Annotated in this window: 24 protein-coding genes, 1 tRNA gene and 1 pseudogene; 14 read left to right on the top strand and 12 right to left on the bottom strand. The window is 60.4% G+C overall.

Annotated elements, in window-relative coordinates:
* Positions 1-3: 3 nt before the first annotated feature.
* On the bottom strand, positions 4-1,035 hold the full coding sequence (locus J3P79_RS09965; RefSeq protein WP_434610081.1) for a GlxA family transcriptional regulator: 1,032 nt from the start codon (positions 1,033-1,035) through the stop codon (positions 4-6).
* Between the two features lie 268 nt (positions 1,036-1,303).
* On the opposite strand from J3P79_RS09965, the pseudogene J3P79_RS09960 reads away from it, so the two are divergent.
* Both J3P79_RS09960 and J3P79_RS09955 read left to right on the top strand, forming a co-directional pair.
* A pseudogene (locus J3P79_RS09960) lies at positions 1,304-2,386 on the top strand (HAMP domain-containing protein); the annotation flags it as partial.
* A 6-nt stretch (positions 2,387-2,392) separates the two neighbouring features.
* Positions 2,393-3,247, top strand: a complete 855-nt coding sequence (locus J3P79_RS09955; RefSeq protein ID WP_434611419.1) for a methyl-accepting chemotaxis protein — start codon at positions 2,393-2,395, stop codon at positions 3,245-3,247.
* 132 nt (positions 3,248-3,379) lie between these two features.
* Here J3P79_RS09955 and J3P79_RS09950 read toward each other — a convergent pair whose 3' ends face one another.
* The gene (locus J3P79_RS09950) at positions 3,380-4,279 is read right to left on the bottom strand and encodes a glycine betaine ABC transporter substrate-binding protein (RefSeq protein WP_434610079.1); all 900 of its coding nucleotides are present in this window, start codon (positions 4,277-4,279) and stop codon (positions 3,380-3,382) included.
* A 436-nt stretch (positions 4,280-4,715) separates the two neighbouring features.
* Between J3P79_RS09950 and J3P79_RS09945 the strand changes: the two genes are divergently transcribed.
* Positions 4,716-6,752, top strand: coding sequence for an FAD-dependent oxidoreductase (locus J3P79_RS09945; protein ID WP_434610077.1), 2,037 nt, complete (start codon positions 4,716-4,718; stop codon positions 6,750-6,752).
* Between the two features lie 86 nt (positions 6,753-6,838).
* On the opposite strand, the gene J3P79_RS09940 is transcribed toward J3P79_RS09945, so the two are convergent.
* Both J3P79_RS09940 and J3P79_RS09935 read right to left on the bottom strand, forming a co-directional pair.
* Complete coding sequence (locus J3P79_RS09940; protein WP_434610075.1) at positions 6,839-7,624, bottom strand: pyrroline-5-carboxylate reductase family protein; 786 nt, start codon at positions 7,622-7,624, stop codon at positions 6,839-6,841.
* Positions 7,621-8,322, bottom strand: coding sequence for a TetR/AcrR family transcriptional regulator (locus J3P79_RS09935; RefSeq protein WP_434610072.1), 702 nt, complete (start codon positions 8,320-8,322; stop codon positions 7,621-7,623). The genes J3P79_RS09940 and J3P79_RS09935 overlap by 4 nt, the downstream gene beginning before the upstream one ends.
* A 366-nt stretch (positions 8,323-8,688) precedes the next feature.
* Between J3P79_RS09935 and J3P79_RS09930 the strand changes: the two genes are divergently transcribed.
* The 4 genes from J3P79_RS09930 (at position 8,689) to J3P79_RS09915 (ending at position 12,451) form a co-directional block, all read left to right on the top strand.
* Positions 8,689-9,942, top strand: a complete 1,254-nt coding sequence (locus J3P79_RS09930; protein ID WP_434610070.1) for an aromatic ring-hydroxylating oxygenase subunit alpha — start codon at positions 8,689-8,691, stop codon at positions 9,940-9,942.
* 9 nt (positions 9,943-9,951) lie between these two features.
* The gene (locus J3P79_RS09925) at positions 9,952-11,070 is read left to right on the top strand and encodes an FAD-binding oxidoreductase (RefSeq protein ID WP_434610067.1); all 1,119 of its coding nucleotides are present in this window, start codon (positions 9,952-9,954) and stop codon (positions 11,068-11,070) included.
* An 86-nt stretch (positions 11,071-11,156) separates the two neighbouring features.
* On the top strand, positions 11,157-12,071 hold the full coding sequence (locus J3P79_RS09920; RefSeq protein WP_434610065.1) for a LysR substrate-binding domain-containing protein: 915 nt from the start codon (positions 11,157-11,159) through the stop codon (positions 12,069-12,071).
* Positions 12,072-12,187: 116 nt separating this feature from the next.
* A complete protein-coding gene (locus J3P79_RS09915; protein ID WP_434610064.1) occupies positions 12,188-12,451 on the top strand; it encodes a hypothetical protein in 264 nt (87 codons plus the stop codon).
* Between the two features lie 228 nt (positions 12,452-12,679).
* Here the strand turns inward: J3P79_RS09915 and J3P79_RS09910 are convergent, their stop codons facing one another.
* Positions 12,680-13,249, bottom strand: coding sequence for a TetR/AcrR family transcriptional regulator (locus J3P79_RS09910; protein ID WP_434610063.1), 570 nt, complete (start codon positions 13,247-13,249; stop codon positions 12,680-12,682).
* A gap of 147 nt (positions 13,250-13,396) precedes the next feature.
* Here J3P79_RS09910 and J3P79_RS09905 point away from each other — a divergent pair, with 147 nt between their 5' ends.
* From J3P79_RS09905 to J3P79_RS09875, 7 genes are all read left to right on the top strand, one after another.
* A complete protein-coding gene (locus J3P79_RS09905) occupies positions 13,397-14,494 on the top strand; it encodes an alkene reductase (RefSeq protein ID WP_434610061.1) in 1,098 nt (365 codons plus the stop codon).
* Between the two features lie 36 nt (positions 14,495-14,530).
* Positions 14,531-15,313, top strand: a complete 783-nt coding sequence (locus J3P79_RS09900) for an SDR family NAD(P)-dependent oxidoreductase (protein ID WP_434610058.1) — start codon at positions 14,531-14,533, stop codon at positions 15,311-15,313.
* 198 nt (positions 15,314-15,511) lie between these two features.
* Positions 15,512-16,120: a LysE family translocator gene (locus tag J3P79_RS09895; RefSeq protein WP_434610056.1), complete on the top strand. Its 609-nt coding sequence runs from the start codon at positions 15,512-15,514 to the stop codon at positions 16,118-16,120.
* A 52-nt stretch (positions 16,121-16,172) separates the two neighbouring features.
* Positions 16,173-18,194 carry a DKNYY domain-containing protein gene (locus J3P79_RS09890; RefSeq protein WP_434610053.1) on the top strand — a complete coding sequence of 674 codons (2,022 nt, stop codon included), beginning with the start codon at positions 16,173-16,175 and terminating at the stop codon, positions 18,192-18,194.
* A gap of 82 nt (positions 18,195-18,276) precedes the next feature.
* Entirely contained in the window at positions 18,277-19,182 is a 906-nt protein-coding gene (gene gcvA, locus J3P79_RS09885; protein WP_434610052.1) for a transcriptional regulator GcvA, read from the top strand.
* A 77-nt stretch (positions 19,183-19,259) separates the two neighbouring features.
* Positions 19,260-20,087: an EamA family transporter gene (locus J3P79_RS09880; RefSeq protein ID WP_434610050.1), complete on the top strand. Its 828-nt coding sequence runs from the start codon at positions 19,260-19,262 to the stop codon at positions 20,085-20,087.
* 30 nt (positions 20,088-20,117) lie between these two features.
* Positions 20,118-20,879: an SDR family oxidoreductase gene (locus tag J3P79_RS09875; RefSeq protein WP_434610047.1), complete on the top strand. Its 762-nt coding sequence runs from the start codon at positions 20,118-20,120 to the stop codon at positions 20,877-20,879.
* Between the two features lie 114 nt (positions 20,880-20,993).
* Here J3P79_RS09875 and J3P79_RS09870 read toward each other — a convergent pair.
* The 7 genes from J3P79_RS09870 to rpmI all read right to left on the bottom strand — a co-directional run bounded on the left by J3P79_RS09870 (position 20,994) and on the right by rpmI (position 25,916).
* Positions 20,994-21,070: transfer RNA gene (locus J3P79_RS09870), tRNA-Pro, on the bottom strand.
* A 90-nt stretch (positions 21,071-21,160) separates the two neighbouring features.
* Positions 21,161-21,517, bottom strand: coding sequence for a MerR family transcriptional regulator (locus tag J3P79_RS09865; RefSeq protein WP_003179985.1), 357 nt, complete (start codon positions 21,515-21,517; stop codon positions 21,161-21,163).
* Positions 21,498-21,800: an integration host factor subunit alpha gene (gene ihfA / locus J3P79_RS09860; RefSeq protein ID WP_002553164.1), complete on the bottom strand. Its 303-nt coding sequence runs from the start codon at positions 21,798-21,800 to the stop codon at positions 21,498-21,500. Before ihfA ends, J3P79_RS09865 begins: the two co-directional genes overlap by 20 nt.
* 3 nt (positions 21,801-21,803) lie before the next feature.
* Positions 21,804-24,182, bottom strand: a complete 2,379-nt coding sequence (gene pheT, locus J3P79_RS09855) for a phenylalanine--tRNA ligase subunit beta (protein ID WP_434610046.1) — start codon at positions 24,180-24,182, stop codon at positions 21,804-21,806.
* A gap of 26 nt (positions 24,183-24,208) precedes the next feature.
* Positions 24,209-25,225: a phenylalanine--tRNA ligase subunit alpha gene (gene pheS, locus J3P79_RS09850; RefSeq protein ID WP_434610044.1), complete on the bottom strand. Its 1,017-nt coding sequence runs from the start codon at positions 25,223-25,225 to the stop codon at positions 24,209-24,211.
* Positions 25,226-25,334: 109 nt separating this feature from the next.
* Entirely contained in the window at positions 25,335-25,691 is a 357-nt protein-coding gene (gene rplT, locus J3P79_RS09845; protein ID WP_039592831.1) for a 50S ribosomal protein L20, read from the bottom strand.
* A gap of 30 nt (positions 25,692-25,721) precedes the next feature.
* Positions 25,722-25,916, bottom strand: a complete 195-nt coding sequence (gene rpmI / locus J3P79_RS09840; protein ID WP_002553160.1) for a 50S ribosomal protein L35 — start codon at positions 25,914-25,916, stop codon at positions 25,722-25,724.
* Between the last annotated feature and the right edge of the window lie 57 nt (positions 25,917-25,973).

Genomic DNA, 25,973 nt, shown 5'->3' with positions numbered 1-25,973 from the left:
ACCTCATTTGCGCCCGAACGTCGCGCGATAGCTGCCAGGCGGCACGCCGAAAAAGTCGCGGAAACGTCGCTGAAAATGCGGCGAGCTGACGAAGCCCGTGGCAACGGCGATTTCCGTGACCGAGCGGTTGGTCTGCTGGATGAGTTGCCGCGCACGGGTCAGGCGCAGCTCCAGGTAATACCGCGTCGGGGTCGCGCCGAGGAACCGGCAGAAACGCCGTTCCAGCTGGCGCTTGGAAACCTTGACGCACGCCGCCAGCTCATCGATCGTCAAAGGTTCCTCGACGTTCTGCCACATCAACTCCAACGCCAGCTTGAGGCTTTGCGGCAGCGTCGGGTCCGTCTCGACAAAGATCGGCGGCAAGTCCGAGGCGTCGTCCCCTGACTCATCGCAGCGAAGGATCTCTTCGATGGCCCCCACCAGCGCCTCCCCGCCCGTGCGGCGGATCAACTGGAGCATCATGCGCAACGAACTGTTGGCGCCCGCGCAACTGACCCGCTCACGGTCCACGACATAAGCGCGGCTGGAGACTTTCACGTGGGGAAACATCTCGGTCATCGTCGCCCGGCTTTCCGGGTGGACCGCGCATTCGTACCCGTCGAGCAGGTTCGCATCGGCCACGAAAAACACGCCATTCCACAAACCGCCCAATAGCGCACCGGACGTTGCGTTGGCGCGCAGCTTGCGTCGCAACAGCGGCGTGCCTTGCAGTTTCACGCGAAAGCCCCCGGCGACAATCAACACGTCCAGGTTGTCCGGCAGTTGCGCCAGCTCGACATCGGTGGAAATGACAATGCCCAGGTCACTCGTCACCTGCCCGCCCGAAGCACCTACCGTCAACACATCATAAAGCGGCGTGTCGTTCATCAGGTTGGCGGTGACCAGCGCGTCCACCGCACCGGTGAAGGACATCATCGAAAAATTGTCCATCAGTACAAACGCGACGCGGACCGGCGCCTGGCTGACCGAAGCAGCCCCTTGAGGCCGATAGGCCATATTCTTGTTCTTGAGTACGCTTTCGAATGCGCTTGGCATGGGGCCTCGTGATGCGAGAAGGCGATCTGGACGGAAGCCGGGCAAAGAACCCGAACGATGCCATCTTCGCGATTAACCGCGCAGGCGACATGCGCCCCCGCGACATCACTGTCAGCGTTAACGACCTCCGACAAATGGCAGTCTCAAGGGAATACGACTTTGGTCGATAGCCTGAAAGTAAGCATGGGCGCTTTCCCTCCACAGTTCGCAACGCTCGACGCTAATGTTTCCGCCGTTCCAACACCGATAAATACCCGCGGGAGAAGTCATGAATATCAAACAGAAGCTGACATGGGCGTTCGCGGCCATCGCCTGCGTGCCGGTGATCCTGGTCGCGGTGCTCGTGGTGTTGAACCTGCGCGACGCGGCACAAGCCAACTTCCTGGACAGCAGCAGCCGCGAAATCCGCCAGATCGACAACGGCATGAAGCAGTTCTTCGACGGGATCATGCAGAACGTCGAATTCTTCGCCAAGGACCCGCGGATCGTCGCGGCCAAGGACCTGAAGAACTATTCCGGCGCCGACGCTGCGCAAATCCCGCTGACCGAGAACAACAAACAACTGCTGGAGATTTTCGACCAGTTCGCCAAGAGCCATCCAACCACCGCCTACCTGTCCCTGGGCCTGGCGGACGGCGGCTACGCCAGTTGGCCGGATGATCCGAAGATCTCCAACTACGATCCGCGCGTGCGCCCTTGGTACAAGGCCGCCATTGCCGCGCCGGGTACCACGATCAAGACCGACGCCTACTACTGGGCACCGGACGACGTCTCGCTGATCGGCATCGTGCACACCGTCGCCGATGCCAGCGGCAAGCTGGTCGGCGTCGTTGGCCTGGACGTGTCGCTCAAGCAACTGACCGAACTGGTCAAGAACATCAAGCTGGGCGACAGCGGCTACCTGATGCTGGTGGAGGGCAGCGGCAACGTGCTGGTGGACCCCGCCGATGCCAAGCACAACTTCAAGCCGCTGGCCGACCTCGGCCCCAACTACGCCGCGCTGGCCAAGAGCAGCGATGGCGCGACCCAGATCGAGATCGACGGCGTGCCGTACATGGCCAACATCGTCACCTCCAAGAGCCTGGGCTGGCGCTTCATTGGCCTGATCAAGCGCGACGAAGTGATGGCCGAGGCCTCGAGCCTGACCTGGCTGATCGCGGTTATCGCCGCCGCACTGGCCGTGGTCTTCGCCATCGTCGGCGCCAGCTTCGCCAGCGTCATCGTCCGGCCGATCCGTGGCGTTGCCAACGGCCTGCAGGAAATCGCCGAAGGTGAAGGCGACCTTACCCGCCAACTCGCGGTGCAGGGCAAGGATGAAACCGCCACGTTGGCGAGCTGGTTCAACCAGTTCCTGGGCATGATCGCGCAACTGGTACAGCGCATCGGCAGCGCCTCTTCCGACCTGCAATCGGCAGCGGCGGACACCAGCGACGTCGCACAGAATATGAACGAAGCTGCCGGGCGCCAGCGCCAGGCCGTGGAACTGGTGAGCACCGCCTTCAACGAAATGGTCGCCACCGCCAACGAAGTGGCCCGCTCGTGCAGCCAGGCCGCCGTCAGCGCGGACACCGGTTATCGTGATGTACACGACGGCCAGCACCACATCGGCGAAGCCACGGGCAGCGTCTTGAAGCTCAGTGAAGAATTGCAGCAGTCGACCCAGACCATGCAGGCGCTGGAACAGGACAGCAAGAACATCAACACGATCCTGGACACCATTCGCTCGATCGCCGAACAGACCAACCTGCTGGCCCTCAACGCGGCCATCGAAGCGGCCCGTGCCGGCGACCAGGGCCGTGGCTTTGCCGTGGTGGCCGACGAAGTGCGCGCCCTGGCGCGGCGCACCGCCGACTCCACCGGCGAGATCGACAGCCTGCTTGGCAACCTCGCCCGGCGCACCCAGGAAGTGACGCAGCAGATGCAGAACAGCCTGCACGTGTCGCAAACCAGCGTCGAGCGCATCCAGCAGGCCCGCGACAGTTTCGACAAGATCCGCACCTCGGTGGATTCTATTCGCGACCAGAACACCCAGATCGCCACCGCCGCGGAGCAACAGCACCAAGTGGCCGAGGACATCAACCGGCACATCGCGCAGATTCACTCCGATGCGCAGCTGGTCGAGGAGTTTGCCCATACGGCGCAGACCGGTTCAGGGCGGTTGACGGATATTTCCGGGCAACTCAAGGGGCTGGTAGGACGCTTCAAGTTCTAATTGACTTTATGCCAGCGGAAGCACAAATGGGGAGCGAGCACGCTCGCTCCCCCATGGCTGTAGGTTTGCTGCACATCCCCTCTCCATGGAGAGAGCACCGGCCATGAGCCGTCTATGTCAAGGCGACGCTCATTACTGGCCGGCTGTCAACGAAGTCGCCTGGCTGCCAAACATCGCTTCGAAGCGAGGCTTGTTCGCCGCGTAATACTCGGCAACCACCTTGTCCGCCGAGCTTTCGCGGGCATCCGCCATCAACTTCTCAAGGTCCGCTTTCGGAATCTTGAAGTTGGCAAAGAAGCGAGCCACGTCCGGATGCTCGGCACTGAAGCCTTTGCGTGCGACGGCGTGAATCTGCTCGGCGCCACCAAAGATCTGCTTGGGATCATCCAGATAGCGCAACGGCCATTTGGCGAACATCCAGTGCGGGCTCCAGGCGTTGACCAACGACCATTTGTCGCGCTTGAGGTTGCGATCAAGTTCGCTCAGCATTCCGGACTCTGACGAAGCCACCATCTTGTAGCCATCGAGCTTGTATTCCTTGATGGCTTTCTCGGTCAGTTTGTACTGACCGTTGCCTACTTCCGAGGTGAGGATCTTGCCGCCAAGTTTCTCCCGGACTTCGGGCTTGTTGAGGTCTTCGACACTGGCAATCTCGCTGGTGGGAATGGAAGTGGGCACCGCCATGCCGATTCGACCTTCATACAGCACGCCCAGATCTTCGAGTTTGTCCTTGTACTTGTCATAGAACGACTTGTGGGTGCTGGGCAGCCACACCATCGGAATCAGATCGATATTGCCGTTAGCCAGCGCCTGGAACTGGATGCCGATGTCGGCCAGCACCAACTTGACCGGTTGCTTGAGGTGATCTTGCAACGCGGTGTTCGCCAGCTTTACCGCGATTTCCGTGTCCGACCAGTTCACCCAGCCGATACGGATCGGCGCGGGGTCCTCGGCTTGAGCGATCAGACTGCTGCAGGCTAATGCGAGGCCTGCAAACCAGCCGATAAAAGTTTTACTGGATAACGTCATCATGTGCATCTCCGCAGACTGTATGAGTAGTTATTGGCAGAACAGCAGAAGCATTCATTTCCCATCATGACCGCAGGCGGCCATCGGTAAGTTCTAGTTATGAAAATCACGGGGATTAACGTTTTTCTGCCCTCCTCCGCCCTCTGGCGTTTCCAACCGCAATGACCGGCGGCTTTCACCCGGACTTTTACATTCGGGTCGATGGCGCGCTTAACCGCAACGAGCACTTTCAGGTTCTTCGCACGGCCCCTTGCACGTGGATCGAGGCGGGATGGCCGGTCGCAGGAGCCGGATCACCCCCGTTTCGACTGGATGGTAATCCTGGATTTTCCATCAAGCAAGAAAAATGTACACCTGTGTCCCACTCGTTGACACACATGAACATTAAACATACCGTTATGTCAAAACCCGCCTGATGTTCTGTTCCCGGAGCAACACCATGTCCAGCGATCCTCTGCTGCAGCCCTACAAAATCAAGCATCTGACGCTCAAGAATCGGATCATGACCACGTCTCATGAACCCGCGTATCCGGTAGACGGCATGCCGAAGGACTTGTACCGCGCCTATCACGTCGAGCGGGCGAAGGCCGGTGTGGCGCTGACCATGACCGCTGGCTCCGCTGCCGTTTCCCGGGACAGCCCGCCCGTGTTCAACAACGTGCTGGCGTACAAGGACGAAGTGGTCAAATGGATGAAGGACCTGACCGACGAGTGCCACGAGCACGGCGCGGCGGTGATGATCCAACTGACCCACCTGGGCAGGCGCACGCGTTGGGACAAGGCTGACTGGCTGCCGGTCGTCTCGCCGTCCCATCGCCGCGAGGCGTCCCACCGGGCCTTCCCGAAGAAACTGGAAGACTGGGACATCGACCGGATCATCAAGGATTACGTGGACGCCGCCGAACGCATGAAGGCCGCCGGCCTGGATGGCTTGGAGCTGCAGGCCTACGGGCACCTCATGGACCAGTTCTGGTCGCCGCTGACCAACGATCTCGACGGGCCCTACGGCGGCTCGCTGGAAAACCGCATGCGCTTCACTTTCGATGTGCTGCGCGGTATCCGCCAGCGTTGCGGCGAGGATTTCCTGCTGGGGGTGCGCTACACCGGCGACGAAGACTTGCCAGGGGGCTTCGGTGCCAGCGATGGTCTGCAGATTTCCCACATGCTCAAGGACAGCGGCCTGGTGGATTTCCTCAACGTGGTGCGCGGGCACATCGATACCGATGCCGGCCTCACCGACGTGATTCCGATCCAGGGCATGCGCAACTCGCCGCACCTGGATTTTGCCGGCGAGATTCGCTCAGCCACCGGTTTTCCGACGTTTCACGCGGCCAAGATCCCGGATGTCGCCACGGCACGACACGCCATCGCCTCGGGCAAGGTGGACATGATCGGCATGACCCGCGCCCACATGACCGACCCGCACATCGTGCGCAAGATCATCGAAAAACGCGAAGAGGACATTCGCCCCTGCGTCGGCGCCAACTACTGCCTGGATCGCATCTATCAGGGCGGCGCCGCGTATTGCATCCACAACGCCGCCACCGGGCGCGAAACCACCATGCCCCACGAAATCCCCAAGGCGCCGGTCAAGCGCAAGGTGGTCGTGATTGGCACCGGCCCGGCGGGCCTGGAGGCAGCACGGGTGGCTGGCGAGCGCGGCCACGACGTCACGGTGTTCGAAGTGGCCGACCAGCCAGGTGGGCAGATCCGCCTGACCGCGCAGAGCGAACGTCGACGCGAGATGATCAGCATCATCGATTGGCGCATGGCGCAATGCGAACGGCTGGGCGTGAAATTTCGCTTCAACACCTGGGCCGAAGCCGAGACGGTCTTGGCCGAACAACCAGACGTGGTGATCGTCGCCACGGGCGGCTTGCCCCATACCGAGGTGCTCAAGCAAGGCAATGAGCTGGTGGTGTCGACCTGGGACATCATTTCCGGCGACATCAAGCCCGGCCAGAACGTGTTGATTTTTGACGACGCCGGCGATCACGCGGCGCTACAGGCGGCCGAGGTCATCGCCAACAGCGGCGCGAAACTGGAGATCGTCACGCCCGACCGGTCGTTCGCACCGGAGGTGATGGCGATGAACCTGGTGCCGTACATGCGCAGCCTGCAAGACCTCAATGTCACCTTCACCGTCACGTATCGGGTCGACGCCGTGGAAAAACGCGACGGGCAGCTGGTTGCCAGCTTCGGCAGCGATTACGGCCAGGTGCACAAGCAGCGCGTGGTCGACCAGGTGGTGGTCAACCACGGCACCCTGCCCCTGGATGATCTGTACTTCGAGTTGCGCCCGCATTCGAGCAACAACGGCGCGGTCGAACAACACGATCTGATTGCCGGGAAAACCCAGAACATCGTGACCAACCCGGAGGGCCGCTTCCAACTGTTCCGCATCGGCGACGCGGTGTCGGCGCGTAATACCCATGCCGCGATCTACGATGCGTTGCGGCTGCTCAAGGACATCTGAAGAAGAGCCTGCTCGCGAAAGTGGTGGTTTAGCCACAGGGATGTTGAATTGGCTGACGAATTCGCGAGCAAGCCCGCTCCTGCAAATCAGGCTTGGAGCCCTTTGCGCGCCACGGCGGCGCCGGCTTGCAACGCCCTTCCCACCTGCGCCTCGAAATGCCCTTGGGTCATCGACTGCAAGGCGGCGGCCGTCACGCCGCGATAGGCGACCAGGGCATCGATCATCTGTTGGGCATCATGGCTGGCGAGCAATTGGCTGCTGTTGACCACGACATTCTTTGCGGCTAGCTGTGCAATTTCCGCAGGAATGCCGGCTGCCATCGCCTGATTCGCCAATGCTGTCATCAACAAGGCAGGAAAGGCCGGACCGGTGCCCGACAGCGCGGACAGGTAATCAATGAAATCTTCCTGTGAGACCTCGGCAGCTGTGCCGACGCATTCGAACAAGCGCTGGACGAGGCTCTTCGTCGCCGGCCCCACAACGCCAGCGCAATACCACGGCGTAAAGGATTGCCCGATTTCCACCGCCGCATTGGGCATCGCCCGTACGACGCTTGAAGCCGAGGTCTGCGCGACAATAGCCTGCGCAGTGATGCCGGCCATCAGTGAGATGACCGTCTTGCCCATCGCGTTGAGGGTCAGGCCGGCGAATTGTTCGGGTCGTACCGCGATAATGACAATGTCGCTGCGGTCCACCAGTGCCTGGTTATCGGCGACCAGGCAGGCGCCTTGCTGCGCCAACGGATGAGCACCGGAGCGATTGGAAACGACCAGGTTACTCGCGGGCAGCAGGTTCTTCGCCAACACGGCCTTGGCAATCGCCCCGCCCAGCCAGCCCGTACCGCCAATGATGCCCAGCGTCGGCTCGGTCATTTTCCAGCGGTCTCTTCAAAGGTTTCCACCAGGGGCACAAAGACCCCAGGCTCTTTTTCGGCATAACCGAATTTGCCATAGAAACGGTCCAGCTCGCGCTGCTTGGGGACCTTGCCGGTGAAAATGCTCACGTAATGCGGGATGCGCTGGAAACGCACGGTGATCAACTCGCTGGTGTTCATGGTGATGTAGCCGATCTGGGTCAGGTAGATCGTTCGCGCTCGTGCGTCGGCCCCTTGGCTGTCGTAGCCGAAGCGCTTGAACATGCTCGCCAGGGCGCCCATTCGCTGCTCGTCGACAACGGCCACTTCCTGGGCCACTTCAGCGGATTGGAGTGCCCAACTGCGCACCGCGAATTCAAACTGCGAGTCAAACAACTGTGGATTGAGCCAGCACTCGAAGACATTCAGGATCGCCTCGGAGATGCTCTCGGCGTAGCTTTCGCTTTGACGGATCAGGCCACCGGTGTTGGTCTCGCGCCAGCGCGACAGCAACGCCGCCAGCAGCTGTTCGCGGTCCTCGAAGAACCAATAGAAACTGGTACGCGACAACCCCAGGCGCTTGGCCAACGGCATGACACGGACCGCATCGATGCCGGACTCCTTCAAGGCCTCGTAGGCCGCTTCCAGCCACCCTTCGAGCGACCCTCGCCAACCTGCGTCCTGGGCCTTGCCACGCGCCTTCCCGACCTGGGGCATCTTGCATCCACCTTATTGAACATACGTAACGCGAATGTACTCGGATGCCCGCCGAATGTACACCTGAGTACATTTGCTTGACTCACCTCCGCCGCCCCCTGAAGCCGCGGGCGAATTGATGAGAAAAAATCATGAGTCGCTGATTTTAAATGGTTTGTCAGTGCAGCACGCCCGGACGAGTATCGGCTCCAGGCAAACCAAAACAACAACGAGCCCGACTCCCTGTGGATGGCACAAGAAAATTTCCGTTGGGTGAGCGCATCACCATGGTCTTCAGAAGTTCGCCCTGATGCCCGGCTGACTGTACGCGAGAACATCGGTTTCTTGTCCGCCTGCACCGATCATTTGCCTTGAGTGAGATCGACGATGACCCCAACCTTGAAAACCCATCGTGAACTGCTGGCCGATCGCGCCCCCGGCCATGGCATGCCCGGCGGCTTGTTCGGTCGCCAGGATATTTTTGAGACCGACGTCGATGTCTTCTTTACCCGACACTGGATTCTGGTAGGCGTCACCAGCGACGTGGCCGAACCCGGCGACGTCTCCACGATCGACATCGGCAAATCCTCCATCATCCTGGTGCGCGATGACGACGAGCATGTGCAGGCCTTCCGTAACGTCTGTCGCCACCGGGGGGCACGCCTGAAACAGGCCGGCAAATCGACAGTGGGCATGCTGGTCTGCCCTTATCACCAGTGGACGTACGACCTCGATGGCAGCCTCAAGCATGCCGCGCACATGGGCAAGGATTTCGACCCGGGGTGCAAGAGCCTGATTCCAGTCCATACGCGCGTGGTCGGTGCCCACGTTTTCGTCTGCCTGGGTGACGAACCGCCAGAGGACATCCTGTACCTGGACCAGGTCATGACGCCGCGCTTCGCTCAATACGACCTCACCCGCTCCAAGATCGCCTACGAGTCGGAGATCATCGAGAACGGCAATTGGAAACTGGTGATCGAGAACAATCGCGAGTGTTACCACTGCGCCGCCACCCATCCCGAATTGACGGCGTCATTTCTGCCGGAAGATTTCGGCTTCTGTACCGATGGGCTTGGCGAGGACTCGCTCCAGGCGTTGCAGGATTACCACCAGCGCAACGCCAATACCAAGCAAGATTGGGAAAGCGAAGGTTATCTCTGCGAGGCCGTCGAGCACCTGGGCGAAGAAGCGGCCACCCAGTTTCGCACCCAACGATTGGCCATCGCGGGCAACGGCGAATCCCAGACGCTGGATACACGCGTGGCCTGCACCAAGCTGTTTGGTGACCTTATACGGCGCGACCTCGGCGACTTGCACCTTTGGACCCACAACTCCTGGACCCACATCATGAGCGACCATGCCGTCGTCTCCTACATCATCCCGCTGGCGCCCGATAAAACCCTGGTGCGCACCAAGTGGCTGGTGCACGCCGACGCCGTCGAAGGCGTGGACTACTCGCTGGAAAAACTGACCGAAGTCTGGGCGGCGACCAACCTCCAGGACGCCAGCCTCGTCGGCATCACCCATAGCGGCACCCAGGATCCAGCCTACACACCCGGACCGTTCTCGGCGTTTACCGAAACCTATGTCGACCAGTTCTCGCGCTGGTACGCGGCGCGCCTGGCCGCCCATGGCGTGTGAGGGATGAACATGACGACTTATGAAAAGCTGACGCGCCCCAACCGTTTTAACGACCCGACGACGTGGGGAGCGTTTGGCTCGCAATGGCACAGCGGCGAGCAGAAGACCTTGCAATGCTGCGCCGTGCGCCAGGAAACCCATGACGTAAAGACCTTCGTTTTCCAGTGCGCGGATTTCAGTGCGTTGAGCTTCGAGCCGGGTCAATTCATCACGCTGTCGCCGGTCATCGGCGGGCAGACCGTTGCGCGATGCTACACCCTGTCGTCATCACCCACTCGCCCGTTTGCCTTTTCCATCACCGTCAAGCGCGTGCCAGGAGGCGCGGTGTCGAACTGGCTGCATGACCATCTCAAGCCCGGGGACAACCTCAAGGCCTCCGGGCCAGCGGGCAGCTTCACTCCGGTAGGCCATCCGGCGGTAAAACTGCTGTACCTCTCTGCCGGTTCCGGCGTGACGCCGTTGATGTCGATGACCCGCGCTGCCTGCGATTTGGCCGCCAGCCTCGACATCGTTTTCTTTCACAGTGCTCGTACGCCGGCGGACATCATTTTTCATGACGAACTGATTCGCATGCAGGCCGATATGCCGGGGTTGCGGGTGCTCGGTATTTGTGAGGGGCTCGGCGACGCAGGCCACTGGCAGCAGCCTATTGGTCGACTCGATTTGCCCTTGTTGAACCAACAGGTGCCGGACTTCAAGGAGCGGGAAATTTTCACCTGTGGTCCCCAGGGCTACATGGAAGCGGTCAAGGCATTGCTCAGGGAAGCGGCGTTCGACTTCAACCACTACCATCAGGAAAGCTTCGACATTGCGGTCTTGAATGAAGAACCGTTGATCGAGCAAGCCGCTCCACTGGATCAGCAGAGCGTGTTCACGGTCACCCTGGCACGTTCGGGCAAGACCTTCAGCATGTCCGGCAACCAGACCGTGCTGGGCGCAGCGAAAAAAGCCGGTGCGATCGTGCCGTCGTCCTGCAGCCAAGGCGTTTGCGGCACCTGCAAGACCGCCCTGCTGGAAGGCTCGGTAGAGATGAATCACAACGGCGGCATCCGGCAGCGGGAAATCGACAAAGGCCTGCGTTTGCTGTGTTGCAGCAAACCCACCTCCAATCTGGTTCTCGATCTTTAGCCGTTGCACCGGATCAGGTAGTCACTGCGCGCAGGCTTCTGCACAATCTCCCTGCGCTTGAATCCAACAAGGCAGTGACCCGTCCCATGAAATTGCAACCGTTGCCGCCGCTTAACAGCCTGGTAGCGTTCGAAGCCGCCGCCCGCCACTTGAGTTTCACCGTGGCGGCTCGCGAACTGAATGTCACCCAGGGTGCTGTCAGCCGACAGATACGCCTGCTCGAGGATTATCTGGGCACGGCGCTGTTTGTCCGCACGACTCGTGAAATCAACCTCACCGCGACGGGCAGCCAGTACTACGACAATATTCGCGATACGCTGCAACAGATCGCCCGCGCCACGGCGGGCGTGCGTCATTGGCAAGGCGCGCAGCAAGTCACGGTGGTCACCAGCACGGCGATGGCATCGCTGTGGTTGCTGCCGCTCGTTTCCGAGTTCCAGCGCCAGCATGAAGAAATCGATTTGCGCATCATCGCAACCGATCAAGTCGAGGATTTTTCCCGGCTCGATTGCGACCTGGCGCTGTATTACTGCAGCACGCCGCCCAGGAACATGAAAGTCACGGCACTGTTCAACGAAGAAATATTCCCGGTATGCAGCCCCGCCTACCTGGCGCAACGTCCTGAGGCAGCCGAGTTGGAGCAACTGGGCGCATGCACCTGGTTATGGCTCGAGGACCAGCATCGGGACTGGATCGGCTGGAAGGAATGGTTCCGACGCCTGGGGCGCGAGGCCCCGGAACCTCGCCGACGCATCAACATCAACAGCTACTCGATGTTGATCCAGTCGGCGCTGGCCGGCCAGGGTGTCGCCCTGGCCTGGTCGCGCTTGCTCGGCGATCACTTGCAGACGGGCAGTCTGGTCCGACCGACCCAGGCCCTCCTGCGCACCGACGCACAGTTCTTTCTCCTGGAGCCCTTGGGCCGGGCGCCTGACCGGCCGAGCGTCAGGTGTTTCCGCGAATGGTTGATGAGGCATCTGGCGCAAACGGCGGATGTCTGAGCAGAGGCGCGTCGCCCCCTCCTTTTATCAATTGCCTTAAAAAACCAGGACCGGCGGCCGATACCCATGACAAGAGCCCATTAACTGGGTAAGCAGGATGACGGCGGGAACCGGTGATGACAGACATATATCTGCTGATAGCGAGCGGGACAGACCAGAGCGATGCATACGTCCTGGGTTGGTTCGATGACCGAAACAAGGCCCGGGAAGCGGCCGAGCAGAAGGAGTGGGAGGCTTATCGAGCCAGCCTGAAGACGGAGCATCCCTGGTCGAGCCATAAACCGCTGGCACCGGACAAGACCGAATACCGGCGCTACTGGATCAAGACCGTTTCGAAATTCGAACAGGTTTCCGTCCCGAGGTCTCTGGCGGTTCACTGAGCGGTCCGTGCCCATCAAACCGACGATTCATTGCGAAAATTTAACGAACCGCGCGCGCTCGCCGGGGGTCTAGAAAACTAAGCCCATCCGATGAGAGCGTTCCTATGTTGAAATTTCTTGGTGGTACCGTTGGGATCATTTTCCTGATTGGCCTGATCGTGGTCATTGCCTTGTTCAAGTTCATTTTCTGATCCGGCGGGCGGTAGCGTATTGCGCTACCGCCGCGCTTTACACGGGTTCGGACGCCGGCAGGGACGCCAGGATCCGATCACGGCAGACCTGCAGTATCTCGTCCGCCAACGGAGCATCATCCGGACAGGCCCGCGACAGCATCACCGCACCGACTGCATGGGCGAACAGGTTGATCATCGTTGCCCGGTCCCCTTCTCCTGTCGCCTCGAATTTTTCCATAAGCGCAGCCAGCGTGCCTTCCACACCGTTGGCAAACGTGGCCTTCACCTCATCGGACTGACGCGCCGCGTCGCCGCATAAGGCGGCCATCGTGCAGCCATTGCCCCGCGCATCGCGGTGCTCCCGCGAGACATACATGGCGAAGAACCCAGCGACATCCAAGTGGCTGGCGCTGGTCAATGAACGCGAAAGACTGTCCGCGGCGGCTTCGGCCATCAGGTCGGCTTTCGAGCCGAAGTGCTTGTAGAAACCACCATGGGTGAAGCCGGCGGCGGCCATCAGGTCCGCCACGCCGATGCCGTCAAAGCCCCGTTCACGAAACAGGACAGACGCCGTCTCGACGATATGTTCTCGGTTTGCCTGTGCCTGGGCCTTTGTCACTCTCATTTTTCATCACCTCGTGCCGCTCGAATCATGCTTCGCATCATACATAGATGGCGACCATAATCAAATTCGTTGACAGTTTAGATTTCGGTCATCATCATAAAAACACACCACCCCGCAGCCCTCCCATTGCCACGGAAACACGACACCATGACCGAGCAGATTCTGTTTACCCCCCACAAGTTGGGCTCTCTCACCCTAGCCAACAGAGTCGTGCTGGCGCCACTGACCCGCAACCGAGCAGGGAAAGGCTTCGTTCCCAGTGAATTCGCGGCGACCTACTACAGCCAGAGAGCCTCGGCGGGCTTGCTGATTTCCGAGGCTACGCAGATCTCACAACAGGGACAGGGCTATCAGGACACCCCGGGAATCTACACGCAGGCGCAGATCGATGGCTGGCGCAAAGTGACCGATGCGGTTCATGCCAAAGGCGGACGGATTTTCCTGCAATTGTGGCACGTCGGACGCGTTTCCCACGTGGCCCTGCAGCAAAACGGTGCCGCTCCGGTAGCGCCCTCCGCGCTTCGCCCCGCCACCAAGGTGTTCGTCAACAATAGTTTCGAAGACGTCTCCGAACCGCGCGCGCTCGATATCAGCGAGTTGCCGGGCATCGTCGAGGATTTTCGCCAAGCGGCCGCCAACGCCGTTGCCGCAGGCTTCGACGGCGTGGAGATCCACGGCGCGAACGGCTATCTGCTCGATCAGTTCATCAAGGACGGCGCAAACGTCCGCACCGATGCCTACGGCGGCTCGATTGAAAATCGCGCCCGCCTGTTGCTGGAAGTCACCGCAGCGGTGGTCAACGAGATCGGGGCCGGGCGCACGGGCCTGCGCATCTCGCCGGTGTCGCCGGCCAATGGCGTGTCCAGCAGCGCACCACAGGCGCAGTTCGACTACATCGTCGATCAGCTCAACACTTTGAATATCGCTTACCTCCACGTCGTTGAAGGCGCCACCGCCGGCCCGCGCGATGTGGCGCCTTTCGATTTCGGCGGCTTGCGCCAGCGCTTCGACAACACCTACATCGCCAACAACGGTTATGACCTTGACCTGGCCACCTCGCAGCTCCTGGAAGACAAGGCTGACCTGATCGCCTTTGGCCGCCCGTTCATTGCCAACCCGGACCTGGTGGAGCGTCTGAGGACCAACGCTCCCTTGTCCGCCCTCGACCCGGCGACCCTGTATGGCGGTGGCGCGCAGGGCTATATCGACTATCCGACGCTCGCCGAATCCGGCACTCGAAACTGAATCGATCGCACTCCAATTTTCTGAAGAGATGACACCATGACCACTCGCAAAACCGTCCTCATCACTGGCGCTTCCACCGGTATCGGTGCCGTCTATGCCCAGCGCTTCGCCCAGCGCGGCCACGATCTCGTGCTGGTGGCTCGCGACAATGTGCGGCTGGAAGCGCTGGCGACCGAACTGCGCAACGAACACAACGTCACCGTCGATGTGCTTCAGGCCGACCTGACCCAAACCGCCGACCTGACCAAAGTCGAAGCGCGTCTGCGCGACGACGACAGCATTGGCGTGCTGATCAACAATGCAGGCGCGGCCCAATCCGGCAGTTTTATCGAACAGACCACCGACAGCGTCGCGCTGCTGGTTTCGCTCAACACCACCGCGCTGGTCCGCCTCGCCAGCGCCATCGCCCCACGCCTGGCGAAGGCTGGCGACGGCGCGATCATCAACATCGGCTCGGTGGTCGGCCTGGCGCCGGAATTCGGCATGTCGGTCTATGGCGCGACCAAGGCATTCGTGCTGTTCCTATCCCAGGGGCTCAGCCTCGAGCTCTCGCCTAAAGGCGTCTACGTCCAAGCCGTGCTGCCGGCAGCCACCCGGACCGAAATCTGGGAACGCGCGGGCATCGACATCAATACGCTAAGCGAAATCATGGAAGTCAGCGATCTCGTCGACGCCGCGCTGGTGGGGTTCGATCGCCGCGAACCGGTGACCATTCCGCCGCTGCAGGACGGTGCTCGCTGGGATGCGTTACAGGCTGCGCGCCAAGGATTGCTAGGGCAAATCAAGCAATCGGCGGTGGCTGAGCGGTACAAGGCCTGACGGTTCTATCGAAAATACTGCTCCGGCGTTGATCGGTTGCGGCTGGCTGGAATCGAGGGGACCGAGAGAACGCAGCCGAACGACTGCTGTGTTGATTTTCCTATCGATGAGCATAAGGTTCTCGCCTGATGAAGTGGCGAGAGCCTATGCTCCTATTCCTGTTGCGAACACAGCAACCCAACACATCAGGATCCGATCATGCCCTTTGAAACGTGGCTGCTCTATCTGCTCACCTGTTGCGGGATAGCGGTAGCGCCAGGCCCCAACGCACTGTTGGCGCTTACCCATGGGGCGATCCACGGAGCCCGCAAGACGTTATTCACTATCACAGGCGGCGTGCTCGGCTTTTCAGTCGTGCTTTCGCTCTGCGCGCTGGGACTGGGAGCCCTGATCCAGGCGTCCGCCACTTGGTTCACGGCACTGAAGATCGTTGGCGGGCTCTATCTGATCTGGTTGGGCTTCGGTCTGTGGCGGTCGCCTCCTGTCAGTCTTGACGCGACAAATATCGAAGGCTTTCGACATTGGTCACTGTTCCGCCAAGGGTTGGTATCGGCCATTTCCAATCCCAAGGCGCTGCTGCTGTTCACCGCGTTCATTCCTCCCTTCCTGGATCCGCATCGCAATATCATCGCGCAGACGCTGACCATCGCGTTGACTTACGCAGTCGTCGAGTTCGTTGTTGAATACACTGTCGCCAGCGCAGCTCACCGGGTCAGGCCATGGCTGGCTCGAACCGGGCGCCGGTTCAACAAAGTCTGCGGTGGCTTTTTTGTACTTTTTGGGGTGAGCTTGCCCGTTCACAGCTGAACATTTAAACCGCAATCATTGCCTACCCATCGGACGTTCAGGTCGCAACAATATGACAGACACAGAGACCGCTCTTGTCGAATGGGAGCCGCTCGACCTCGAATGGCATCAAGGCTTCGCGTTCGCGGACGGTGTGCTACTGGGCGACGGGCGGGTGCCCGATGTGTACATCCTGCTCAACCCTGAAGGCACACGACCTGATGCGATAGCACAATCGGCCAGCGATGGGGGCTATCCGCCCTCGCCCTTGCTCACCGGCCAGCCAGTCTGGCGGCATCGATGCAACCCTTGGCTGTTGCGGGACGCTTTGCACGATTACTACTTGCTCCCCGCCTACCGGGCGCGTCACGGCTACCAAGCGCTTCAGGCGCTGCCGTTTCGATTCAACGAGAAGCTGGAAAACCTCGGCCACCAGTACTGGCGTGACGAAACCAGCGCCTATTGGTTCGGCGAGTCTTGGATCACCCGGATGCCGGAGGCTCGACCCGACAGCCTGGCGCTGTTGCGGCAATCACCTGCCTCGGTGACTTCAGCCTCCGCCCTGTTCAGCGACGGGGCGAGCATCTTTCTGCAAGGGCAATTCCTCGTCAGCGCCACGGTCCGGGTGCGGTATTGCAACCATCCTGCCTATCGAGTCATAGACGGTCAGGTCTACAAGGGGTTCAAGCCCTTGAACCAGAAGGACGGCACGCCGCTGCCGATCGCAAACCCGGACAGTTTCCAGATGCTCGCCCAGCGCTGGGGAACGGATGGGCAGTCGATCATCGTGCAAGCGCAGCAAGGCTCGAGCATCTCTTACGAATACTTCTACCGCATCGACGATGCCGACCTGGCAACTTTCACCGTGCTTAACGAACGCTACGCCAAGGACAGCCGACGCGCCTATTACCTGACCGGCAAATCCGTCCGCTACGTTGGCGACTTCCGGCTACTCAAGCGTTACCAGCCGGTGTTTGACGGGTGCGGCCGCGTGGTCGGCAGCAGTGAATGCGAGGATGACTATTTTGCCGTAGACGACTCGTTCGTCTACGCCGCGGGGACCCGGCTGCGTGGCGCCCACGGTCCGAGCTTCCGACATCTGGGGTTCGATTATTACCGCGACCATCAACACGTCTACAGGCGCCAGCAACGCCTGGATGTCGACGTCGAAAGCTTCGTGGTGTTTCAGCGCCGTCAAAATGATGAGGATTACCGGCCCGTGCTGGCGGGTGACAAGCATGGCCCGCTGGGCTCTGGCGGGATCATCGATGCAGCGATGCAAGAGGCATGGGCGCCCTACTTCGAGGCCCATCCGCAGTTGCAAGGTTATTGGTGGCACGATTTACAGGCACCGCCGGATGCCAAGCAAACGCCCGCTGAAACAGCGCCATTACAGGCTATCGGCCTCGGTTTCGAAGTGGGCGGCCAGGTTTATTTCCATGGGCGTGTCATCAACGGGCTGGACGCCGCGAGTTTCAAGTTGCTCGGCAAGCACTTATGCGGCGACGCACATGGTTTGTACTTGATCCCGTTCCATAACGCCGAGACGCAAGTGCCCGAACGTTTTTCCCAAGAGCCCGTGGAGCGTTTCCGCGCACTCGGCGGGCCCTACCTGACGGACGGCAAGAGCGTGTTCTGCCACCGGGTTTTCTATCATCCGCCCGAACCGATTCGTAAGGCACAACTTGCCACGTTCGAGTCGTGTGGGCATGGCTGGGCGAGGGACCAAGACACGGTGTATTACTACGGCGAGGCGAAAAAACGCCTGCATCCCGCCGATACCCGCATCCTCGGTACCTACGCCGTCAGCCCTGCACTGATTCTCTCGGAGGGCAAGCCCCTTGATGTGGCGTTCGACCCTGACGAAATCCGCGTGCCGCATCCCGATTTCCTGCAATTGGGCACGCGCAAGTTGTTCTGCCATCGAAGGCCGGTGAGCGCCAAGCGTATCGACCTGGCCACCTTCGAATTCCTGGATGAGCGTTATGCCCGAGACAGCCATCGAATCTACCACTACGACGGCTATGCAACGCTGACTGAAGTCGACGAAGCCCAGTATCGGCAGTCCCTGGTCGATCCGGCGACCAGCGTCTAGAAACCGCGCCAACTCAAGGTATGGCTCTATCATGAGCTAACGCTCATGATGCGCTTTTGCGCCGAATTGCCGGGATACGTTAATGAGAGACCTGCCACCGACCGCCACATTGCGTGCCTTTGAAGTCGCCACCCGACATCCCACGTTTACTGCTGCCGCGCAGGAGCTGCATGTGACACAGAGCGCAGTCAGTCATCAGCTCAAGCACCTGGAAGCGCTGTGGGGACTGCAGTTGTTCGAGCGGGGCAAATCACTCACCCTTACGGCCGCGGGGGCTACGCTGGCGCCCATCGTGCGGGAATTCTTCATGAGCCTGGAAGCGACCTTGGGCGATCTTCGAGAACAAAAAGGCAGGGTCAAGCTCGAAGTCAGCACCACCTATTCCTTCGCGCTGAAATGGCTGTTGCCACGCTTGCCGGGGCTTTCCCGCCACTATCCGGAACTGCTGGTCTCGCTGGACACCACGGACAAGATCATCCATTTCTCCAGCGCCCAAGCCGACGTCGCGATCCGGCTCGGCAAAGGCAACTACCCCGGCCTGTACTCGGAGTTCCTGTTCGGCGAGCAGGTGTTCCCCGTGGCAAGTCCCGATCTGCTGCAGCGCTTCGGCACGCCACACAGCCCCGCCGAACTGCTGCATTACCCGCTGCTGACCCGCGATGGCGCCGAGCTGGTCCCGAAATGGGAGGACTGGTTTGAAAAAGTCGGCCTGGAATTCTTGCCGCTCAAGGAGAGCGTCAGGTTCGGCGACACCAACATGACGGTGGAGGCGGCGCTGCTCGGACAAGGTGTGGCCTTGGTCCGCAGCGGCCATGTTGAAACCGAAATCAGCGATGGCCGGCTGGTGCGATTGTTCGATGTGCCGTACCCATCGCCGCTTGCCTATTACTTTGTCTGCCCCAAGGGCATCGAATCGCAACCGCACATCGTCAGCTTTCGCCAATGGTTGACCAGCGAAGCGTTGAAAGTTCAAGACGCCTACGACTGATGCATGAAGGTTTACTCATGAAGCAATGAGGAGACTTCTCTGTAAGTCCGCCCGTCGGGCTGCCTAGAATGGCGACCATGCCTATTCATATCGTCCTGCTGGTTCTGTTCGCCGCGCTCCTGCATGCCAGCTGGAATGCCTTGCTGCGTGGCGGCTCCGATCGACTCTGGTCAATGACGGTGATGTGCATCGTCATCGCCATCGCCAGTGTCATCGCTGCAGCTTTCATGCCGCCACCGGCGCCGGCCAGCTGGGGCTATGGGATACTTTCAGCATTGCTGCATGTCGGCTACAACCTGTTTTTGGTACGCAGCTACCGGGTCGGCGACCTGGGGCAGATCTATCCGATCTCACGCGGCTCGTCACCGGCGCTGATCACGCTCGGGGCCGCAGTCTTTGCCGGAGAAAGCATTACCCCCGGCGAGTTGCTCGGTATCGGGCTCGTGTCGGGCGGAATCATTTCGCTGGCCTTCCGGGGACGCAGCCTGTCGGTTCCCAGCCTGCCCTATGCCCTGGGGACCGGTTGTTTCATCGCGGCCTACAGCGTCGTCGACGGCATCGGCGCCAGACTCTCCGGCGCGCCGCTGGCCTACACGGTATGGATGTGCGCCTTGTGGGGCGTGTTGATGCCTCTGGTGTACATCGGCCTGCGCGATGCCCGCAGCTTATTTTCCGTGCGCCCAGGAATACTCGCCGCCTCGGTCGGCGGGCTGGTCTCTCTGCTCGCCTACGCAATTGTCATCTACGCCATGAACGAAGCGCCTCTGGGCGCGGTATCGGCATTGCGCGAAACCAGCGTGTTGTTCGCGGCATTGATCGGCTACCTGTTCCTCGGCGAGACACTCACCGCCCGCCGGGTCCTGGCGTGCGTGGTGATCGCCGGCGGCATCTTCATCATCGGCTGACCCGACCCACTGTTCAGGAGGAAACTTCCAATGACCAAGACCTCGCAGACACCCCTGATCCTGATAACCGGCGGAAGCCGCGGCGTGGGTGCCGCCACCGCACGGCTCGCCGCCGCACAAGGCTACGACGTTGCCATCAGCTACGTCGCCAACGAGTCTGCCGCGCTGGAAGTGGTGGCAGATGTCGAGGCAATGGGGCGACGCGCATTGGCCGTCCGTGCGGACAGTTCGCAGCCCAAACAGGTCGCCGATTTATTCACGTCCATCGACCGCTCGTTCGGACGCATCGACGTCCTGGTCAACAACGCCGGGGTGCTGTCAGCCCAGTCACGCCTCGAAGACCTCGGCTTCGAGCGCATGCAGCGCATCTTCGCAGTCAACGCCATCGGCCCGATCCTCTGCGCCCAGCAGGCGGTAAAACGCATGGCCTACCGGCACAACGGCCCGGGCGGCGTCGTGATCAATATCTCCTCGGCATCGGCACGCCTCGGTAGCCCCAATGAATATGTCGACTATGCAGCGTCAAAGGGGGCGCTCGAAACGTTTACCATCGGGTTCGCCAAAGAGGTGGCCCGGGAAGGCATCCGCGTCAACTGCATCCGCCCCGGGCACATCTACACCGACATGCACGCCAGCGGCGGCGAGCCGGGACGGGTCGATCGGGTCAAGGACTCGATTCCCATGGGGCGTGGCGGTCAACCGGAGGAAGTGGCGCGGGCCATTCTGTGGCTGGCAAGTGGGGAGGCATCGTTTGTGACTGGGACGTTTCTTGATGTGACTGGGGGGAAATAAGTTCTACAGCGGACAATATAAGCCCGGCTGAGGAGCCGGGCATGGAGTCCCGAAAAACTCCCCACCAATGAAAAAGCCCAACTGGTTAGAGTTGGGCTAAGTCATTGAAAAATATGGTCGGGACGGAGTGATTCGAACACTCGACCCCTAGCACCCCATGCTAGTGCGCTACCGGACTGCGCTACGCCCCGACTAGGCGTGAATCTTGTTCCGCTTCTCAACGGAACGCTCAGGAATATATCGCAAGCTTTTGAAAACTGGAAGTATTTAAAAGCAGAAATTTATTTCTTGAGCACCACCAGCACATCTTCAAGCTCGGCGATCATCTGGCGGATCATTTGTTTGTACTGGGTTGTGTCGTCCTTGGCCTCATCACCGGAGAGGCGCAGGCGCGCGCCGCCGATGGTGAACCCCTGGTCGTACAACAACGCGCGGATCTGCCGGATCATCAGCACGTCCTGGCGCTGATAATACCGGCGGTTTCCGCGGCGCTTGACCGGGTTGAGCTGAGGAAACTCCTGCTCCCAATAGCGCAGTACGTGCGGTTTGACCGCACACAGCTCGCTGACTTCACCAATGGTGAAGTAGCGTTTGCCAGGGATGACGGGTAGCTCGTCGTTATGACTTGGTTCCAGCATAAGCCTCAACTCGGGCCTTCAACTTCTGCCCTGGACGAAAGGTGACCACACGGCGAGCCGTGATCGGGATTTCTTCCCCCGTTTTCGGATTGCGGCCAGGCCGCTGGCGTTTGTCCCGAAGGTCGAAGTTGCCGAAACCGGACAACTTGACCTGCTCGTTGTCTTCGAGAGCGTGCCTGATTTCTTCGAAAAACAGTTCGACCAATTCTTTGGCCTCCCGTTTATTCAGGCCCAACTCCTCATACAGACGTTCCGCCATCTCAGCTTTCGTCAGAGCCCCCATACGTCACTTCCTTAACGTGGCGTTCAACCTGTGTTCGAGCGAGGTGAGGATATTCTGCGTTGCGGTATTCACCTCATCGTCATTAAGAGTGCGCGATGGATGCTGCCAGGTCAAGCCGACTGCAAGGCTTTTTCTATGCGGATCAATGCCTTTACCCTGATACACGTCAAATAGCCTGAGGTCCGTCAGCCATTCGCCTGCATTTTCACGAATTACTGCCAGTACCGCACTGGATGCAACGCCAACATCGGCCACCAGGGCGAGGTCGCGACGCACTTCAGGAAAGCGCGATAACTCCTGGAATTTCGGCATTTTTCCTTGGGCGACTTCGGCCAGGACCAGCTCGAAAACGAAGACTGGACGGTCGAGACCCAGGGTCTTGGACAGCTCAGGGTGGATCGCGCCGATATAACCGACTTCGCGACCGTCTCGCTCGATGCGCGCGGTCTGGCCTGGGTGCAGCGCCGGATGCTTGCCTGGAACAAAGGTGAACGCGTCGAGCGCACCGGCAAAGCCCAGCACCGCTTCCACATCAGCCTTGACGTCGAAGAAGTCCACGCCATCACGGCCTTGTGCCCAACCTTCCGGCAGGCGGCTGCCACAGACGACACCGGCGAGCATCGGCTCTTGTTTCAAGCCGTCCAACTGACCGACGAAGCGCAGGCCGCTTTCGAACAAGCGCACGCGATCCTGTTGGCGGTTCAGGTTGTGCTGAAGCGACTTGACCAGGCCCGGCCACAGGGACGAGCGCATGGCCGCCATGTCATTGGAGATCGGGTTGGCCAGCAGCAGTGGCTGGACGCCTGGGTTGAACAGTTCAAATTGGCGCGGATCGATGAAGCTGTAGGTGATCGCTTCCTGATACCCACGCGCCACGAGCAGGCGACGCAATTCTGGCAGGTCGCTGCGAGCTTCGGCCTTGGCCTGAGGGGCCAGGCGCGCTTGCGGGTAGCGAACCGGCAGGCGGTTGTAACCGTATAGGCGGGCCAGCTCTTCGATCAGGTCGACTTCCAGGCTGATATCGAAGCGATGGCTCGGTACTTCGACTTGCCATTGCCCTTCCCCATCGGCACGGATGGTCAGGCCCAAGGCGCTGAGCAGGCGCTCGACTTCGGCCTGGTCCATTTCCATGCCGAGCATCTGGGTGATGCGCTGGGCGCGCAGGGTAACCGGTGCGATCTTCGGCAGGTGCTGCTCGCTGACGGTCTCGATGATCGGGCCGGCTTCGCCACCGGTGATTTCCAGCAGCAGGCCAGTGGCGCGCTCCATGGCTTCACGGGCCAGTTGCCAGTCCACGCCACGCTCATAGCGGTGCGAGGCGTCTGTGTGCAGGCCATAGGAGCGAGCCTTGCCGGCGACAGCGATCTGGTCGAAGAATGCGCTTTCGAGGAATACGTCACGGGTCGTGGCGGAGACACCGCTGTGCTCACCGCCCATCACGCCGGCAATCGCCAAGGCGCGGGTATGGTCGGCAATCACCAGTGTATCGCTGCGCAGGGCCACTTCCTGGCCATCGAGCAATACCAGCTTTTCGCCTTCCTCAGCCATGCGCACACGGATGCCGCCGTTGATTTCGGCGAGATCGAATGCATGCAGCGGCTGACCCAGCTCAAGCATTACGTAGTTGGTAATGTCGACGGCCGCGTCGATGCTACGCACCTCGGAGCGTCGCAGGCGCTCGACCATCCACAGCGGCGTCGGCTTGGACAGGTCGACGTTACGAATCACGCGCCCCAGATAGCGCGGGCATGCAGTCGGTGCCAGGACTTCCACCGGACGGACTTCGTCATGCACGGCCGGGACGCTCGCGACCACCGGACGAGTGACCGGGGCGCCGTACAACGCACCAACTTCACGGGCCAGGCCAGCCACCGACAGGCAGTCGCCGCGGTTCGGTGTCAGGTCGACTTCGATGCTCGCATCGTCCAGCTCCAGGTATTCACGGAAGTCCTTGCCAACCGGTGCATCCGCTGGCAGCTCCATCAGGCCATCATTGCCTTCGCCAATCTGCAGTTCGGCCTGGGAACACAACATGCCGTTGGATTCGACGCCGCGCAGCTTGGCTTTCTTGATCTTGAAATCGCCCGGCAGTTCGGCGCCGATCATGGCGAACGGGATCTTCAGGCCCGGACGCACGTTTGGCGCACCGCACACGACCTGGAAAGTTTCCGCGCCATTGCTGACCTGGCAAACCCGCAATTTGTCGGCGTCAGGGTGCTGCTCGGTGCTCAGCACCTCCCCCACCACTACGCCGCTGAATGCACCGGCGGCCGGCGTCACGCTATCGACCTCGAGGCCGGCCATCGACAGGCGAGCAACCAGCTCGTCCTGGCTTACCTGCGGGCTAACCCAGCCGCGCAGCCACTGTTCACTGAATTTCATCCTGCTCTCCTAAAGATTCGTTACGACTAGCGAAATTGCGCGAGGAACCGCAAGTCGTTGTCGAAGAACAGACGCAAGTCGTTCACGCCGTAACGCAGCATGGCCAGGCGCTCGACACCCATGCCGAAAGCAAAGCCCGAGAATTCTTCCGGGTCGATCCCGGACATGCGCAGCACGTTCGGATGAACCATGCCGCAGCCCATGACTTCCAGCCAACCGGTCTGCTTGCAGACACGGCAGCCCTTGCCGCTGCACATCACGCATTCCATGTCGACTTCGGCCGATGGCTCGGTGAATGGGAAGTACGAAGGGCGGAAACGCACGGCCAGTTCTTTCTCGAAGAACACCCGCAGGAACTCTTCGATAGTCCCTTTCAGGTCGGCGAAATTGATGTCGCGATCCACCAGCAGGCCTTCGACCTGGTGGAACATCGGCGAATGGGTGATATCGGAGTCGCTGCGGTACACACGGCCTGGGCAGACGATGCGGATCGGCGGCTGCTGCGATTCCATGGTGCGGACCTGTACCGGCGAGGTATGGGTGCGCAACAGCATGTTCGCATTGAAATAGAAGGTGTCATGCATCGACCGGGCCGGGTGATGGCCTGGGATGTTGAGCGCCTCGAAGTTGTGATAGTCGTCTTCGACCTCAGGCCCCTCGGCAATGCCGTAGCCGATACGGGTGAAGAACTGCTCGATGCGTTCCAGGGTGCGGGTCACCGGATGCAGGCCACCGCAAGCTTGGCCACGGCCAGGCAGGGTCACGTCGATGGACTCGGCGGCGAGTTTGGCAGCTAGGTCCGCCTCCTCGAACAGCGCCTTGCGCGCATTGAGGACTTCTGTGACACGCTCCTTGGCGACATTGATCAGCGCACCGACCTGCGGACGCTCTTCGGCCGGCAGGTTCCCCAGGGTCTTCATCACCTGAGTCAACTCGCCTTTCTTGCCAAGGTAGTGAACCCGGATTTGCTCCAGGGCATTGATATCTTCAGCGCTTTGCACAGCCTCTAGTGCTTGAGCGACCAGCGCGTCCAGGTTTTCCATGTACAGACTCCAGATACAAAATAGGGGAAGAGCTTTAAGGCTCTTCCCCTATTTATGACGTTTGACACCCGAGCCCACAAAGGTGAGCCCCGGTGACTGCCGGGGGTACTTAAGCCAAGGTGGCTTTAGCTTTCTCGACAATCGCAGCAAACGCCGCTTTTTCGTTCACTGCCAGATCAGCCAGAACCTTACGGTCGATCTCGATGGACGCTTTTTTCAGGCCGGCGATGAAACGGCTGTAGGACAGACCGTAGGTACGAGCACCAGCGTTGATACGAGCGATCCACAGAGCGCGGAACTGACGCTTTTTCTGACGACGGTCACGGTAGGCGTATTGGCCTGCCTTGATTACGGCTTGCTTGGCAACACGGAATACGCGGGAACGCGCACCGTAGTAGCCTTTGGCAAGTTTCATAATTTTCTTGTGACGCTTACGGGCAATGACGCCACGCTTTACACGAGCCATGAGTTACTTCCTCTATTCTTGATCCAAAAATTAACGAAGGCGCAGCATGCGCTCGACTTTTGCCACGTCAGACGGATGCAGCAAGCTGCTACCGCGCAGTTGACGCTTACGCTTGGTCGACATTTTGGTCAGGATGTGGCTCTTGAAAGCGTGCTTGTGCTTGATGCCGTTAGCAGTTTTCAGAAACCGCTTAGCAGCACCACTTTTGGTTTTCATCTTTGGCATGTTCGGATACTCCGCATTCAGTTGATAAACATAATCGCAAGGCCTGCCGTGCCCTGG

Source organism: Pseudomonas sp. R1-7 (assembly GCF_051132105.1).
Lineage (GTDB): Bacteria > Pseudomonadota > Gammaproteobacteria > Pseudomonadales > Pseudomonadaceae > Aquipseudomonas.
This window is presented reverse-complemented; position numbering and strand designations above follow the sequence as displayed.